The following is a 14,109-nucleotide window of genomic DNA, read 5'->3' as shown; positions in this document are numbered from 1 at the left end:
AGCCGCGGTTCTACCTGCCGTGGAACTTCCCGCCCGAGCTGGCGAGCTGCACCAGCTTCGGGGCCGGGGTGAAACGGACGCCGAACTTGTCCTGGTAGCTCCGCAGGCGCTCGACCACCTGCGCCGCTCCCAGGGAATCCGCATACCGGAAAGGACCGCCGCGGAACGGAGGCCAGCCGAGCCCGAAGACCGCGCCGACGTCGCCGTCGCGCGCGGAGCGGAGGATGCCGTCGCCGAGGCAATGCGCGGCCTCGTTCACCATCTGCAGCACGCAGCGCTCGGCGATCTCGCCCGTGGTCGGCGAGTTGCGCTTGTGGCCCTGCGGGGTGAGCTCGTAGACCGCGCGGTCCACCTCTTTGGTCTTCGACTCGCCGTACAGATAGAAGCCCTTCTTCGTCTTGCGCCCCAGGCGTCCGCTCTCCACCAGCTTCTCGAAACCCGCCGGCGATGCCAACCGGCCGCCGAAAGCGTCGTGCATGACGTGCGCGACCTTGGCGGCGACGTCGATGCCCACCTCGTCGAGCAGCTGCATGGGGCCGACCGGAAAACCGAAGTCGACCAGCGCCCGGTCGATGTCCTCGACCGCCGCGCCGTCGGTGAAGATGAACGCCGCCTCGTTGATGTAGGGAGCGAGGATGCGCGAGGTGTAGAAGCCCGGCCCGTCGTTCACCACGATGACGGTCTTGCCGATCCGCTTCCCCAGGGCGACGACCGTCGCCACCGCTTCGGCGCCGGTGCTCCGGCCGCGGATGACCTCCAGAAGCGGCATCTTGTTGACCGGGGAGAAGAAGTGCATGCCCACGATCTTGTCGGGCCGCGAGGCAGCCTCGGCGATGAGGCCGATCGGAATGGACGAGGTATTGGAAGCGAAGATCGCGTTGGCGGCCTCGCGCTCCACGTCGCGGACGACGCCGTGCTTGACGGAGAGGTCCTCGAACACGGCCTCGATCACGACGTCCGCGTTCCGCATGCCGCTGTAATCGGTGGTGCCGGTGATCAGCGCCAGCTTCTCCTCGCGCTCGCGCGGGCTGAGCCGCTTCCGCCGGAGGCGCTCGTCGAGGATGCCCGCGATCTGCTTCAGCCCCCGGCCGAGCGCCGCATCGTCCTTGTCCTTCAGCCGCACCGTGATCCCGGCATCCGCCGTCACGTACGCGATGCCGGCGCCCATCAGGCCGGCGCCCAGGATCGCCGCCTTCTCCACGTCGCGCGGCTTCACCGACGGCTCGTCGACGCCGGTGTCCTTCTTCAGCGTCTGCGTGGCGAAGAAGATCTCCACCAGGCGGCGGGAGACGTCGCTCGCGACGAGCTCGCCGAAGAAGTTCGCCTCCGCGCGGTAGCCTTCCTCGGTTCCCTTCTCCACGCCGATGCGGATGGCCTCCAGGGCGCGCTCCGGAGCTGGATAGTGTCCGTGGGTCTTCGCCAGGAGCGCCTTGCGCGCCTGCTGGAAGAGGATCTTCCGGCCCACGGGGTTGTCCTCGAGGGCGATCTGCTGGAGCACCTCCGTGCGCAACAGCTTCGGCAGCTTGAGCTCGACCTTGTTGCGCTCGATGCGCAGCTCGCCTTCGGCCAGCTCGCGGGCCCGCCGGCGCGCAACCTCGACCAGGATCGCCCTGGGCACCACGTCGTCCACCAGGCCGAGCTTGCGCGCCTTCGCGGCCCGCACGGACTTGCCGGTGAGGATCAGGTCGATGGCCTGCGCGATGCCGATCAGCGCCGGCAGCCGCTGTGTTCCACCGCCGCCCGGGATGAGCCCGAGCTGCACCTCGGGCTGTCCGAGCTGCGTCTTGCGATCGTCGGAAGCGATCCGGTACGTGCAGGCCAGGGCCAGCTCCAGCCCGCCGCCCAACGCGGGCCCGTGGATGGCGGCGACCACCGGCTTGCGCTTGCCCAGATCTTCGAGCCGCTGCAGCGCCTGCTGCGCCCCGCGGGCCAGCGCCGTCGCCTCGATGGCGCTCTTCGTCCGCGCCAGCATCTCCACGTCGGCGCCGACCACGAAGTTGTCGGGCTTGGCGGAGGCGACCACAACTCCCTTGACCGCCGAATCCTCGGCGAGCCTGCCGAAAATCTCATGGAAGTCCTGCTGGAAGGTGTCGCGCAGCGTATTCACGCGCTCGCCGGGAACGTCGTAGAGGACGAGCGCGATGCCGTCCGGCCCTGTCTCTGCGCGAAGGGCGCCCATCTACGTCCGCTCCAGGACGCAGGCTGCGCCGAGGCCTCCGGCGGCGCAGATGGAGATCAGCGCCGTGTTCTTGCCCTTTTCGTCCAGCTCGCGCAGCGCCTGATGCACGAGGCGCGCGCCGGTGGCGGCGAAGGGGTGGCCGAGAGCGATGCTTCCGCCCCGTGGGTTCAGCTTTTCGTCCGGGACGTCGCCGATGGGCTCCGCGCCGCCGAGGTGCTCGTCGGCGAACTTCTTCGAGCTCCAGGCCTGGAGGTTGGAGAGCACCTGCGCGGCGAAGGCCTCGTGGATCTCGACGAGGTCGATGTCGCTCAGCTTCATCCCTGCGCGCTTGAGCGCTTTCGGCGCGGAGAACGCGGGCGCCTGCAGGAGTTGCCAACCGGGGTCGACGGCGGCGTACGCGTACGCGCGCAGGAAGCCGAGCGGACGGAGCCCGAGCTCGCGGACGCGCTCCTCGGCGCAGACCACGAGGGCCGCGGCGCCGTCGGTCAAGGGCGACGAGTTGCCCGCGGTGATCGAGCCGTACCTCTTGTCGAACACCGGCTTGAGCTTGCCGTAGCCCTCGAGCTTGGAGTCCTTGCGCACGATGTTGTCCTCGGCGACCACGGTCTCGAAGTCCTTCCCGGTGAGGACCCGCATGACCTCGTGACGGAACTTGCCGCCCTCCCACGCCTGCGCGGCGAGGAAGTGCGATCGGTGCGCCCAGGCGTCCTGCGCCTCGCGGGAGATGCCGTTCTCCTTCGCCATCTTCTCCGCCGACTCGCCCATGGAGAGTCCGGTGGAGTACTCGGCGATTGCGGGCGGTACCGGCAGCAGATCCTTGGCGCTGACGTGCTGGAACGCTTGCAGCTTCTCCACCAGGGAACGGCCGCGGCTCGCCGCCAGTACGGCCTGGGCGACCGGGCGCGAGTAGGTGATGGGAACGTCGCTCATCGCCTCCGACCCACCAACGACGGCGAGGTCGATCTCGCCGAGCGCGATCGCGTCGGCGGCGCTGGTCATCGCCTGCAGGCTGGTGGCGCAGGCCCGGACCACGGAGTGCGCATCCACATTCTTGGGCAGCCCCGCCGCCAGCCCCACCTCGCGCGCGATATTGGGGAGCTCCACCGAGGGAATCACGGTCCCGAACACGATCTGGTCGATGGCCTTTGCGGGAATCTCCGCCCGCTGGACCAGCTCCCCGACGACCTGCTTTCCCAGCTCCAGCGCCGAGAGATCCTTGAACGAGGTGTTTGCTTTGACGAATGGGGTGCGTAGGCCGGCGACGATGGCGACGCGGCGGCCTGGGCGGGGGGGCATGGGTTCCTCCGGGTGGCGCGCGTCATAACGGCGCTAACGCGCCGAGTCAACAAACACCGGCCGGGGCGGAGGCCCCGGCGGGACACGTTACAAAGAAGGGAGACCGTTCAAGGCTGCTCTTCCCGCAGTTTCAGCAGGTAGTCCCAGGAATAGATCCCGGTCGAATGGCCATCTGACCACTGCACCTGCATCGCGTACCGGCCGACTTCATGCATCCCCTGCGGCTTTACGTCTTGCTTCACCTGCTCCTCCCCCACCACGCGCTTGCCGCTCCATTCCTCCACGCACTCCGCGCACGGGCACCGGGCGCGCAGCCACCGCGGCGCGAACTTCGATTCCCGGCCGTCGTCCCAGCGGACGAGCAGGTTGCCGTCGGCGTCGAACGCCAGATCGGTGGGCTTCGGTTGCGGCCTCTGCGGCTTGATCTTGTCGAGCAGCCCCATGCCACGGTTGTAACGCATCTGCTATGGAGCGGCGATGCTCCGGTCGTCGGCGGTGTTCGATGCGCTCGCGCTGCCGTATGATCTGTTGACGCGGCATCCGGTCTGGCAGCGGCATCGAGAGCGGATGGCGCAGGAGCTTCCCGAGGGTGCGCGGCACGTCCTCGATCTTGGTTGCGGACCGGGCATCTCCACCGCGAAGCTACCGGCGGGAACCGTCGGCGGCGACTCCGCCATGTCGATGCTCCGGCGAGCCCGCCGTCATGACCCGCGGATGCCGCTCGTCGCGCTCGACGCGGCGGCATTGCCGGTGCGGTCGGGAGCGCTCGACGCGGTGACGCTGCACAGCGTCCTGTACCTGCTCCCCGACCAGCCGGCCGCGCTCCGCGAGATCGCGCGCGTCCTGCGGCCCGGCGGCCGCGCCGTGCTGCTCGAGCCACAGGCCGGGCCGCGCGCGACGATGCTGGGCCTGGCCCGCGCCCTTCCCGACGTCCGCTGGGCGGCCACCGCCGCGCTCTGGCGGATCATGAGCGGGCTCTACGGCCGTCCTACGGCGCAGTCGCTTTGGAACGCTCTGGAAGCTGCCGGCCTGCGGGTGCTGCGGATCGACGAGACCCTGGGCGGCCTCGGCCTGCTGGCGGTGGCGGAGAAGCCGTGAGGATCCTGCACTTCTCGGATCCGCATGTGCAGCTCCCTCGCTGGCGCGAGCGGCCCCTGCGCGAGCTGGGTCCTCTCCGCGCGCTCGCCACGGTCGAGCTGTGGAAGGGGCGCGGTCACGATTACGAGGACGCCCTGGAGAAGCTCCGCCAGATCGTCCGCGACGCGGACGAGCTGCGGGCCGACTTCGTGGTCTGCACCGGGGATCTGACGCAGCTCGCGATGGAGGAGGAGTTCGCGCTTGCCCAGGACGCCCTCGCGCCGCTCAAGGACCGCCTCTTGTGCATCGCCGGGAATCACGACCGGTATCCCGTGGCCGGCCGGCCCAACACCCTCTACGAGTCGTACTTTCCGCCTCGCCCGCTGCCGGCGGGCTTCGCGGCGCTCGACTCCTGCGGAGACGTGTGCTGGCCGGTGATCACCCAGGGCCGCATCGTCGACCGGGATCTGGCCCAGGACTTCCACGGCAAGATTGTCCTCGTGCACCACGCCCCGTTCCGGACGGGCGGCATCCCCGACTGGCCCTGGCACCGCCTCCGCGGAGCCCGCAAGCTGCTCGAGGCCACGCGCGACGCGGCAGCGGTGCTCTGCGGCCACATCCACGAGCGCTTCCGCTCGGGCAACGTGATCTGCGCCGGTTCCTCGACGGAACGCGACGCCGAGGGCTACTGGCTGCTGGACCTCGCCCCGGGGCGAGTCGCCGACATCGCGCAATATCGGCCGGGCGCCGTGCCAGCGTCTTGAGTACCTTCTCTCCGATGAGCCTCCGCGTCCGAAGCGCCGAACCCGCTGACCGCGTCATCGTGCACGCTCTGCTCACGGCCCAGATGATCGAGCACCAGCTCCCGGCCGAGCCGGCCCGCATCGACCGCGGCCTCGACGCGGCCTTCCGGGCCGGAACCCCGGCCTGGCTGCTGATCGCCGAGCGCGACGGCAAACCCGTCGGCGTCCTGCTGGCGAATCAGATCGTCTCGGTCGAGAAGGGAGGCGAAACGCTCTGGATCGAGGAGCTCTATGTCACGCCCGAGGCACGCCGCACCGGCGTAGCGCGCGCGATCCTCGCCCGCGTGCTCGAGGAAGCGCGCCGCCGTCGCCTGCGCGCCCTCGACCTCGAAGTCGTGCGCACCCAGACTGCCGCGTTCGCCCTCTACCGCGCAGCCGGCTTCAGCGCGGTGGCGCGGGACCGCCTGACCCTGGATCTGTAGCCGGACGCGCTGCGCCACCTCAGTAGCGGATGTGCGCTGCCTGCAGATCCGCCGCCGTGGCCGCGATGGCCGCCAGCGCGGGATTCTTCCGCAGCTCATCCCACTGCGGCCCGTCGCCGAGCCGGACCACCTGCGTCATCGACGCCTGCCGCCTCGTATCCAGCGTGAGGTAGCCATCCACGTTGACGCTGTGCCCGTCCGGGTTCGCCACCGCGGTGAAGTCGCCGCTGATTCCTGACCAATGATTCGGGTCCGCCGGATCGCTGCAGAAACCGATCGGCGCCCTGCCGACGCTCCCCCGGATGCACCCCTGGTCGAGGACGGCATACAGACTCGATCCGGAGATGGTCCGCTCCCCGACCGAGAACCGGGCCGCTGGCGCGGCGGCGTTGGAGAATGACTTGATCGCTACCGTCCCGTAGTTCGAACCACCCGTGGCGCAAGCGGCCGCGAGCAAGAAGATCGCGCGCATGACTCTCTGACGGTGCGCCCCGGGACTTATTCGCGCAAGCCCGGCGACTACTCGTCGCGGAGCGCCACCGCCGGATCGAGCCGCGACGCGCGCCACGCCGGATAGATCCCTGCAACGAGGCCCACTCCGCTCGACACGCCGATCCCCAGCGCCACGGCCCAGAGCGGCACCTGTGCGGGGAACTTCAGGAACTGGCCGACCCACGATGCGCAATACCCGAGCGCGACTCCGATCGCTCCGCCGAAGGCCGCCAAAAACACCGCTTCGATCACGAACTGCATCAGGATCCGCATCCGGCGAGCGCCGAGGGCCTTGCGCAGACCGATCTCGCGGGTCCGCTCGGTCACCGCGACCAGCATGATGTTCATGACGCCGATGCCACCCACGATCAATGAGAGGAAGCACATGAACGCGCTGGCAATGGTCACCACGGTGGCCAGGTTGTCGAACATGCCGCGCATCGACTCGTTGGAGAAGACCTCGAAGTCGTTCTCCTTCGAGTTGTCCAGCCCCCGCACCTTCCGGAAGGCGGCGACGGCCTGGTCCTGCAGCTTCTTCATCGATTCGGGCTCGTGCGCCATGACGCCGATGTCCACCGTGCGCGAGGTCCCGTACAGCTCCATGAAGAGCGAAATCGGGACGGACACCGTGTTGTCCGGGTTGGTGTCGATCGGCAGCCCGCCCTGCCGCTCGATGGTGCCGATGACCTCCAGCTCCATCCGGCCCAGCCTGAGCTTCTGCCCGATCGGATCTTGACCCGGGAACAGGGAGTCGATGACGTTCGCGCCGATCACCGCCACCCGGGTCGCGGCGATCACTTCCGCCTCGGTGTATCCATGGCCACTGGCGATCGACAGATTGGTGAGCGTGAAGAACTCCGGAGTGCCGCCGGCGACCTGCACGCCGAGGTCGGTGTTCCCGTTCGCGGTCGCGGTCTTGCCGTACTCCCAGATCTGCGCCCCCACCTGGCTCGCTTGCGGCAGCAGCTCCTTGAGCTGGCGCATGTGCGAGAGAGTGAGCTTCTTGCGCGCCTGGATCTCGGGCGAGAAGTTCCCGAACTGCACCGCCGGCCAGCGCTGGATCTGGAAGACGTTCGCTCCAAGCTCTCCGAGCTGCTTGTCGATCGACTTCCGCAGCCCGTTCAACAGGCCCATCATCGCCACCACCGTGAACACGCCGATCACGATGCCCAGCAGCGTGAGCCCCGATCGCAGCTTGTGCGAGGAGAGCGAGTCGAGGGCGAGCCGCAGGTCGTCGTGGCGCGCGGTCCATCCGCGCCGCAACCGGCCGGACGAGACCGGCGCCTCGACTCCGGGCGCCTGGACCGCTACCTCACTCATAGCGCAGCGCCTCGATCGGCTGCAGCATCGCCGCCGTCAGCGCAGGCCAGAGCCCGAATCCCATTCCCAGCACTGCAGACCCGATCACCCCGCCGAGCATCACGCGCGGATCCACCCTCGCCGGCAAGGGCGAGATCAGATCGATGATTGACGCCGCTCCCGACGCGAGCACGATCCCAACCATCCCTCCCACCACCGCCACCATCACCGCCTCGCAGAGGAACTGCCAGAGGATGGTCCCCCGCCGCGCCCCGATCGCGCGCCGGATGCCGATCTCCCGCGTGCGCTCCTTCACCGAGACCAAAAGGATGTTCATGATCCCGATGCCGGCCACGATGGCGGTGATGATGCCCACCAGGATGCCGGTGACGTTGGTGGCCATCATCATCTGGTTGAACCCTTCGAGCAGCTTGTCCTGCCGGTTGACCGAGAAGTTCTCCTCCTGGTCTGGCGCCAGGTGCCGCGCGTTGCGCATCACGGCGGTGACCTCGTCCTCGGTCTCGCGCACCTTGCCTTCCGGCGCCACCACGGCGACCACCAGGCCGCGCTTGCTGCCGAAGGTCTGGATGAAGGCGGACAGCGGGAGGATCACCCGCAGGTCCTGCGTCTGCCCGAACGCATTCCCCTTGCGCGCGAAGATGCCCACGATGCTGCAGCGCAGGTTGGGGCCTACCCGGATCTGCTGACCGAGCGGCTCCTGCCTCTTGAAGTAGGCATCCTCGATGTCCGCCCCGATGATGCAGACGTTGGCGCCGATCTCCTGGTCCAGCGCCGTCAGGAAGCGTCCGCGCCGGATCTGCCAGCCGGTGGCGTCGAGATAACCATCAGTGGTCCCGCGCACGTCGACGCCTTTCACGTCCTTCCCGCCGTACGAGACGGTGGCTTGCGTATTCACCAGGGGAGCGATGGCCACCGGCAGAGTCGTGTTCGCCTGCAGCGCGCGCAGGTCGAGCATGTTCACGTGCGGCCGGTTCTTGTACTTCCACCAGTCGTTGCCGCTCACGCCCCACTTCCACTTGTGCACGAAGAGGGTATTCGGCCCCAGTGTGCTGAGCTGCCGGGCGAAGCTCGACGACATTCCCGCCTGCACCATGAAGATCAGGATCACCGTCATGATGCCGATGGCGATCCCGCTGATGGTCAACAGCGCCCGGAGCTTGTGCGACACGAGCGAAAACGCCGCCTGCACGATCGCGTCGCGCAGCTCCGCGAAAAACCTCCGGATGCCTTTCATGGCCGTGCTCCTGCCCGCGCCGCCACCCGCTCGGCGGCGGCATGGAACTGGGCCAGCGCCTCGGCCCCGAGCGCCTCGGCGTTCGCCATCGCCACTTCCTTGCCCGGGCCGTCCGCGATCACCAGCCCGTCCACCAGCCGCACCGCGCGGGGACAGCGCGCGGCCAGCCTGGGCTCGTGCGTCACCAGCACGATGGTATTGCCGCGTCCGTGCAGCTCGAGGAAGAGACCGACGATCTCCTCGCCGGTCCGGCTGTCGAGGTTGCCGGTGGGCTCGTCGGCCAGCAGCAGCGAGGGCTGAGTCACGAGGGCACGCGCGATCGCCACCCGCTGCCGCTCGCCGCCGGAAAGCTCCGCCGGCTTGTGCTTCATCCGGTCCTCGAGTCCCACCATCTTCAGCGCCTCGACGGCGCGGTCGCGGCGCTCCTTCTTGCTGACGCCGCGGTAGACGAGCGGCAGCTCGACGTTTTCCAGCGCGCTGGCGCGCGGGAGGAGCTGGAAGCTCTGGAAGACGAATCCAATTTCGAGATTGCGCACGTCCGCCAGCTCGTCGTCGGAGAGCGTGCTCACGTCGCGGCCGGACAGCCGGTAGCGCCCGGCGGTGGGCACGTCGAGGCAGCCGATGATGTTCATCAGCGTCGACTTGCCCGACCCCGACTGCCCGACGATGGCGACGAACTCGCCCCGCTCGATCGGAAAGTGGATGTCCCGGAGCGCGGGGACCTTCGAGAGGCCCAGGTCGTACGTCTTGACGATGTGTTCCAGCTCGATGAGCGGCATGTGTTCTCCGGCCGTAGCCAAGTGCCTGATCAGCTACGGCCGCCCTGAGGGCCCTTGTCCCCGGCCCCCTGGCCGGGCTTCTGCGGCTTGACCTTCTGGCCCTCCTGCAGCTCGCGGGCGAGCGTCCGATACGGGCCGTCCACCACCGTCTCGCCCTCGGCGATGCCGCTCAGCACCTCCACGTCGGTGCGGCTGGCGATGCCGGTTTGCACCTCGCGCATCTGCGTCACGCCGTCCTTGTCGACCACGAAGACCACCTTGACCGGCTTGGGCTTGCCGGTCGCCGCCTTGGTGGGCGGATCGTCCTTGCCGTACCCCCCGTTCGTCCCGCTGGTCCCGGTCGTGGTGGTGGCGTCGGCCACCTTGATCTCGCCCTCGCGCGGCGCGGCTTTCTGCTCCTTCTTCTTCGCCTCGCGCGAGGTGACCGCCTGGATCGGGATCATCACCACGTTGTCGTGCGTGGCCGTCGAGATCGACACCGCGCTGGACATGCCCGGCAGCGCGCTCTCGGGTGGAACGTCGAGCCCCACGCGGACGAAGAAGGTGGTCACTTCCGCGTCGGTGCCGGGGTTCTTGATCTGGGCGTTCTTGCCCACCGCGACCACGTGCCCCTTGAACTGCTTGTCGGGAATGGCGTCGATCTCCACCGCCGTGTCGTCGCCGACGTGGATGGCCACGACCTCGTGCTCCCCGACCTCCGCCTTGACCTCCATGTCCGCGAGGCCACCCATCAGCATCACGACGTCCTCGGAGAAGTCGGAGCCGCGGATGCGCTCGCCCACCTTGTGGCTGAGCTCGAGGACGGTGCCGTCGATGGGCGCCGTCAGCGTCGCGCGCGAGAGGTTGTAGAGCGCGGTCTCCAGCTGGCCGACGTTCTGCGCCACCAGCTCCTTCTGCGCGGCGAGGCGGCCTTCGTCCATCTTCAGCTGCGTCACCAGCTTGTCCAGCTCGGCGGCGCTCGCCAGCCTCTCGTCGGTCAGCCGCCTCATCCGCTCGACGTCGCGCTTGTCCTGCTCGATGGCCACCTCGATCTGGGCGATCGACGCGCGCGCAGAGGCCACCGCGCCGCGGAACTGCGTCACCTGCGTCTCGTAGAAGCGCTTGTCGATCTGACCCAGCACCTGCCCGCGGTTGACGTGATCGCCCTCCTTCACGCTCAGGGAGAGCAGGTCGCCGGTGACGTTGCTGCTCACCTTCACCGTCTCGCGGGCCTGCAGGTGTCCGGCGGCCGTCACCACCCGGGTGACGGTCCCCTTCTTCGCCGCCGAAGTGGTCACCTCCACCGGCGGCGGCGCCTTCGGCCGCAAGCCCATCACGGTGGCGAAACCCACCAGCGCCACCACCAATCCGGCGAGGATCCAGCGTCCCTTCGTCATGTTCCACCCTGTGCCCTGCGAAGGGCCGCCTCGGCCTCGCGGCCGTCCACCAGTGATCCGACGACGTTCAACTGCGCCTGCGTGAGCTTCAGCTCCGCGTCCCGCACTTCCAGCTGAGTCCCCACGCCCACTTCCTGGCGCGTGCGCGCAAGACGCAGACCTTCACGCGCGGTCTGCTCCGCCTGCTGCGCTACCTGCACCTGCGCGCGCGCTGTTGCCAGCTGCGCCACCGCCTTTTCGACGTCGGAGGCGACTGCACGCCGCCCGCTCGCCAGGTCGTTCTCCGCCAGCGCGGTCTGGAGCTCCGCCTTGCGGACGTTGGCCTGGGTCGAAAGGCCGTTGAACAAGTTCCAGCTCAGGTTGAAGCTCCACCCGGCCTGGCTTTCGCGAGCGGGCGTCTCGAAGAGCTTGTTCAGGTCATCGCGCGTGCCGCGCTGCCAGAAACCGTTCACCGAGACCGTCGGCCAATAATCGCCTTGTGCCGCGCTGGCGAGCTTGCGGTTGGACTCAGCCGTCAGCGCGAACGCCTTGAGACTGGGCCGATTGGTCAGGGCCTGCTCGACGGCAGGTTGCAGCTGGGGAGGCTGATTAGGCGCGGCGAGCATGTTGCGGGGCTCCGCGACGGTCAGGGGCGCCCCGGGATCGAGGCCGATAGCGACGGAAAGGTCGGCGCGCGCCAGCTCGACCTGGCGCTCCTGGCCGAGCCGCGTGACTTCGTCGTTGTCGCGATTCGCCCGCGCCGCGTATACGTCCGCCTGCGTGGCGCGGCCGCCCTCGAACAGGCGCTGCGTGTAATCGGCCTGGTCGCGGCTGCGCTTCGCCGCGTCGGACAGCACCAGCAATTGTCGCTGTGCGCGCACCAACTCGTAGAAGCGCTGCTCGACCAGGTAGGTAATCTGCAGCCGCTGCTCATCGACTTGCGCCACGTTGGCGTCGAAGGCGAGGTTGGCGGCCGAGACGTTGTTCCACCACTTGCCGCCGTCGAAGATCAACTGGCGGAGATTGAGACCGGCGCTGCCGCTGCTGAAGTTCGAGGCCGACTGCGGAAAAGACACGCCGGAGACGACGACGTCGCCGGCGCCCTGTCGCGTCCGTCCGACGGACGCGTTGAAGTCAAGACGGGGCAGGACGGCGGAGCGGGCGATGACGCGGTCTTGCTCGGCCGAGAGGGTGAGCAGGATCTGGCGCTGCAGATCCGAATTGCGCTGCAGCGCGAGCTTCACCGCGTCGTCCAGGGTGAGAGGAGGAGGCTGCGCCACCGCAGCGGCCGAGACAATCATTGCAAAGATGAATCCGCGGACCACCGCTATCCCCCCATTGCGACGCTGACGACCAGCCGAAGACAGAGCCAGGCGGCGAGCGTCCCGATCAGCGCGCGCTTCGCGGACACGTCCCCCACCGCCGCCACGCCAAACGCCATCATGACCGCGGCCCAGAGCGAGAAGAAGTCGATTGCATTGCCGAGCTTCAGGGCGGCGCCCGACAGCGTGTGCCCGAGGGCCGCAAGGACCGCGCTGACGTTCCGCGGAGTCAGGACGGCTGGGCCCGCGGGCAGGGACTCCTGGCGTAGCGCCGTGATGCCGTCGAGCAGGTTGGCGATGGCGCCGGGGAGAAGAACAGCTGCCGCGACAGGGAATACTCCCCGCCCCTTCACCTTGCCCCGCAGGAACCACACCAGGACGACCACGGCGAGCGCGCCGAGCAGAAGGAAGACGGGCGTCTCCAGCGCTCCCCAGGCGACGCGCATCACCTGGAACAGGCGCTCGGCATTGCGCGTCTCGTCCTCGATGGCCCGGTCGCTCATCGAAGCGAGCTGACCTGCCGCGTCCAGCTTCTGCAGCGTCGCGGACTGCGCGTCGACGCGCATGGAATGGCCAAAGGCCGCGAACAGCGAGCAAGCGATGGCGATGGCCACCGCCAGCCCCGCCTTGCCCACCTTGGCCTGCCGCTCCATGCCGGAATCCGGCGCCACCAACGCCACCAGGGCTGGCGGCGCGGCACGCGTGGGTTGTGGGAGCTCGGCTTCGCTCGACACGATCAAGACAAACCTCCGCGGTTGCCGCCTCTACGACACGGGCCCACCGCTATTTCGTTTGCGGGATGTGACTTCGAATCGGTGCGGAGTTACGATGGCGACGTATGCGCCGGCTGCTTCCTCCGCGCCAGACGATCTGGTTGCTCGTCGCCGGACTCCTCTGCCTGATGGCGGCGGGCGTCGCCAGCATGTGGAAATTCGGTCCCCCGCGGGGGCATATCTACGCGGAGAGAGGGCGCTGAGCCAATCTATCAGGCGGGCGGCTGACGCGAAGCGTCGCCATCGGCAGATCCGGCGAGTTGCCGCAGGATGGATTGCAGCACCGAAGCAGCCGGCAATTCGGAGATTGCCTCTTCCAATCGGCGGGCAAATCCGCGCGCAGCCCGGGTCCGGTCAACCTTCAGCCCCCCGCGCTCGACCTCGTCGAGCAACGGCTTTGCGGCGAGCAGCGCGCGGGTGCTGGTGGTGACCAGCCGCGTCCGCACCTTCCAGAGCCGGGCGCCGGAGAGATCCCCCAGGATGGGTGCGGCGAGGCGCCGCGCCTCGGCGCTGCGCTGCGGGTCGGTCTCCCGGAGGATCTGCAGCAGCATCTGCAGTGGCGGGTAGGTCAAGGTGCGCGAAAGGATCTCCTCGATCTCCGCCATCACGCACTCGCGGATGAGCAGGTCGACGGCCGCTTCCACCTCGTCGCCGTGGCTGCCGAACAGCTGGCCCATGTTGTAGAGCGCGTCCGGGGTATGCCGCTGCGCCGGAACCGGAAAGCGCTCGCGGAAGAAGATGAACAGGTCCATCCAGGCGATGGCGCGGTGGGCGCGCAGCCGGAAGTGCTCCACGGCGCCCCGAGGCTGCCGGAGGAAACCGTCGGGATCGAGGATGGCCTGCTCGCTGCGCAGGAGCGTCGGCACCGGCAGCAGCGTCGCCGCGGCGTGCTCGGCATGGACCAGGAAAGCGAGCGCGACGGCCGTGGCCTCCTGCAACGCGACCGGTGTCTCGAGCGCCCAGCGGGCGAGCTGTTCCGAGGGAACACGGATCTCGCGGAGCTCGTCGTGCAACCTGCGCATCGCAGGATGGTACCCCTAAGCAGCGCCTCCGCAAG

At 68.7% G+C, this 14,109-nt stretch carries 14 protein-coding genes; 3 read left to right on the top strand and 11 right to left on the bottom strand.

The window, feature by feature from the left end:
* Nucleotides 1–10: 10 nt before the first annotated feature.
* The 3 genes from fadJ to E6J58_06135 all read right to left on the bottom strand — a co-directional run bounded on the left by fadJ (nucleotide 11) and on the right by E6J58_06135 (nucleotide 3,936).
* Nucleotides 11–2,179 (bottom strand): fatty acid oxidation complex subunit alpha FadJ, encoded by a 2,169-nt coding sequence (gene fadJ / locus E6J58_06145; protein ID TMB40106.1) that lies wholly within the window; start codon nucleotides 2,177–2,179, stop codon nucleotides 11–13.
* The gene (gene fadI, locus E6J58_06140; GenBank protein ID TMB40105.1) at nucleotides 2,180–3,475 is read right to left on the bottom strand and encodes an acetyl-CoA C-acyltransferase FadI; all 1,296 of its coding nucleotides are present in this window, start codon (nucleotides 3,473–3,475) and stop codon (nucleotides 2,180–2,182) included.
* A 107-nt stretch (nucleotides 3,476–3,582) separates the two neighbouring features.
* The gene (locus E6J58_06135; protein ID TMB40104.1) at nucleotides 3,583–3,936 is read right to left on the bottom strand and encodes a DUF971 domain-containing protein; all 354 of its coding nucleotides are present in this window, start codon (nucleotides 3,934–3,936) and stop codon (nucleotides 3,583–3,585) included.
* A gap of 16 nt (nucleotides 3,937–3,952) precedes the next feature.
* Between E6J58_06135 and E6J58_06130 the strand changes: the two genes are divergently transcribed.
* From E6J58_06130 to E6J58_06120, 3 genes are read left to right on the top strand one after another with little or no spacing between them, the layout of a single operon-like run.
* Complete coding sequence (locus E6J58_06130; protein TMB40103.1) at nucleotides 3,953–4,573, top strand: methyltransferase domain-containing protein; 621 nt, start codon at nucleotides 3,953–3,955, stop codon at nucleotides 4,571–4,573.
* Entirely contained in the window at nucleotides 4,411–5,316 is a 906-nt protein-coding gene (locus E6J58_06125; protein TMB40102.1) for a hypothetical protein, read from the top strand. Before E6J58_06130 ends, E6J58_06125 begins: the two co-directional genes overlap by 163 nt.
* A 14-nt stretch (nucleotides 5,317–5,330) precedes the next feature.
* Nucleotides 5,331–5,777 (top strand): GNAT family N-acetyltransferase, encoded by a 447-nt coding sequence (locus E6J58_06120; protein TMB40101.1) that lies wholly within the window; start codon nucleotides 5,331–5,333, stop codon nucleotides 5,775–5,777.
* Nucleotides 5,778–5,796: 19 nt separating this feature from the next.
* Here E6J58_06120 and E6J58_06115 read toward each other — a convergent pair whose 3' ends face one another.
* The 8 genes from E6J58_06115 to E6J58_06080 form a co-directional block, all read right to left on the bottom strand.
* Nucleotides 5,797–6,249, bottom strand: coding sequence for a hypothetical protein (locus E6J58_06115; protein TMB40100.1), 453 nt, complete (start codon nucleotides 6,247–6,249; stop codon nucleotides 5,797–5,799).
* A gap of 47 nt (nucleotides 6,250–6,296) precedes the next feature.
* The gene (locus tag E6J58_06110) at nucleotides 6,297–7,589 is read right to left on the bottom strand and encodes an ABC transporter permease (GenBank protein ID TMB40099.1); all 1,293 of its coding nucleotides are present in this window, start codon (nucleotides 7,587–7,589) and stop codon (nucleotides 6,297–6,299) included.
* A complete protein-coding gene (locus E6J58_06105) occupies nucleotides 7,582–8,823 on the bottom strand; it encodes an FtsX-like permease family protein (GenBank protein TMB40098.1) in 1,242 nt (413 codons plus the stop codon). The genes E6J58_06110 and E6J58_06105 overlap by 8 nt, the downstream gene beginning before the upstream one ends.
* On the bottom strand, nucleotides 8,820–9,602 hold the full coding sequence (locus E6J58_06100) for an ABC transporter ATP-binding protein (protein ID TMB40097.1): 783 nt from the start codon (nucleotides 9,600–9,602) through the stop codon (nucleotides 8,820–8,822). The genes E6J58_06105 and E6J58_06100 overlap by 4 nt, the downstream gene beginning before the upstream one ends.
* Before the next feature lie 29 nt (nucleotides 9,603–9,631).
* A complete protein-coding gene (locus tag E6J58_06095; protein ID TMB40096.1) occupies nucleotides 9,632–10,978 on the bottom strand; it encodes an efflux RND transporter periplasmic adaptor subunit in 1,347 nt (448 codons plus the stop codon).
* Entirely contained in the window at nucleotides 10,975–12,258 is a 1,284-nt protein-coding gene (locus E6J58_06090; GenBank protein TMB40095.1) for a TolC family protein, read from the bottom strand. Before E6J58_06090 ends, E6J58_06095 begins: the two co-directional genes overlap by 4 nt.
* Nucleotides 12,259–12,284: 26 nt before the next feature.
* Nucleotides 12,285–13,019, bottom strand: coding sequence for a signal peptidase II (locus E6J58_06085; protein TMB40094.1), 735 nt, complete (start codon nucleotides 13,017–13,019; stop codon nucleotides 12,285–12,287).
* A gap of 245 nt (nucleotides 13,020–13,264) precedes the next feature.
* A complete protein-coding gene (locus E6J58_06080) occupies nucleotides 13,265–14,074 on the bottom strand; it encodes a hypothetical protein (GenBank protein TMB40093.1) in 810 nt (269 codons plus the stop codon).
* Nucleotides 14,075–14,109: the final 35 nt, after the last annotated feature.

It is taken from the genome of Deltaproteobacteria bacterium (genome assembly GCA_005879535.1).
GTDB lineage: Bacteria > Myxococcota > Myxococcia > Myxococcales > 40CM-4-68-19 > 40CM-4-68-19.
This window is presented reverse-complemented; position numbering and strand designations above follow the sequence as displayed.

Coding starts and splice junctions, on each gene's coding strand:
- fadJ (TMB40106.1), bottom strand. CDS start 2,179: ATGGGCGCCCTTCGCGCAGAGACAGGGCCGGACGGCATCGCGCTCGTC.
- fadI (TMB40105.1), bottom strand. CDS start 3,475: ATGCCCCCCCGCCCAGGCCGCCGCGTCGCCATCGTCGCCGGCCTACGC.
- E6J58_06135 (TMB40104.1), bottom strand. CDS start 3,936: ATGCGTTACAACCGTGGCATGGGGCTGCTCGACAAGATCAAGCCGCAG.
- E6J58_06130 (TMB40103.1), top strand. CDS start 3,953: ATGCTCCGGTCGTCGGCGGTGTTCGATGCGCTCGCGCTGCCGTATGAT.
- E6J58_06120 (TMB40101.1), top strand. CDS start 5,331: ATGAGCCTCCGCGTCCGAAGCGCCGAACCCGCTGACCGCGTCATCGTG.
- E6J58_06115 (TMB40100.1), bottom strand. CDS start 6,249: ATGCGCGCGATCTTCTTGCTCGCGGCCGCTTGCGCCACGGGTGGTTCG.
- E6J58_06110 (TMB40099.1), bottom strand. CDS start 7,589: ATGAGTGAGGTAGCGGTCCAGGCGCCCGGAGTCGAGGCGCCGGTCTCG.
- E6J58_06105 (TMB40098.1), bottom strand. CDS start 8,823: ATGAAAGGCATCCGGAGGTTTTTCGCGGAGCTGCGCGACGCGATCGTG.
- E6J58_06100 (TMB40097.1), bottom strand. CDS start 9,602: ATGCCGCTCATCGAGCTGGAACACATCGTCAAGACGTACGACCTGGGC.
- E6J58_06095 (TMB40096.1), bottom strand. CDS start 10,978: ATGACGAAGGGACGCTGGATCCTCGCCGGATTGGTGGTGGCGCTGGTG.
- E6J58_06090 (TMB40095.1), bottom strand. CDS start 12,258: ATGATTGTCTCGGCCGCTGCGGTGGCGCAGCCTCCTCCTCTCACCCTG.
- E6J58_06080 (TMB40093.1), bottom strand. CDS start 14,074: ATGCGCAGGTTGCACGACGAGCTCCGCGAGATCCGTGTTCCCTCGGAA.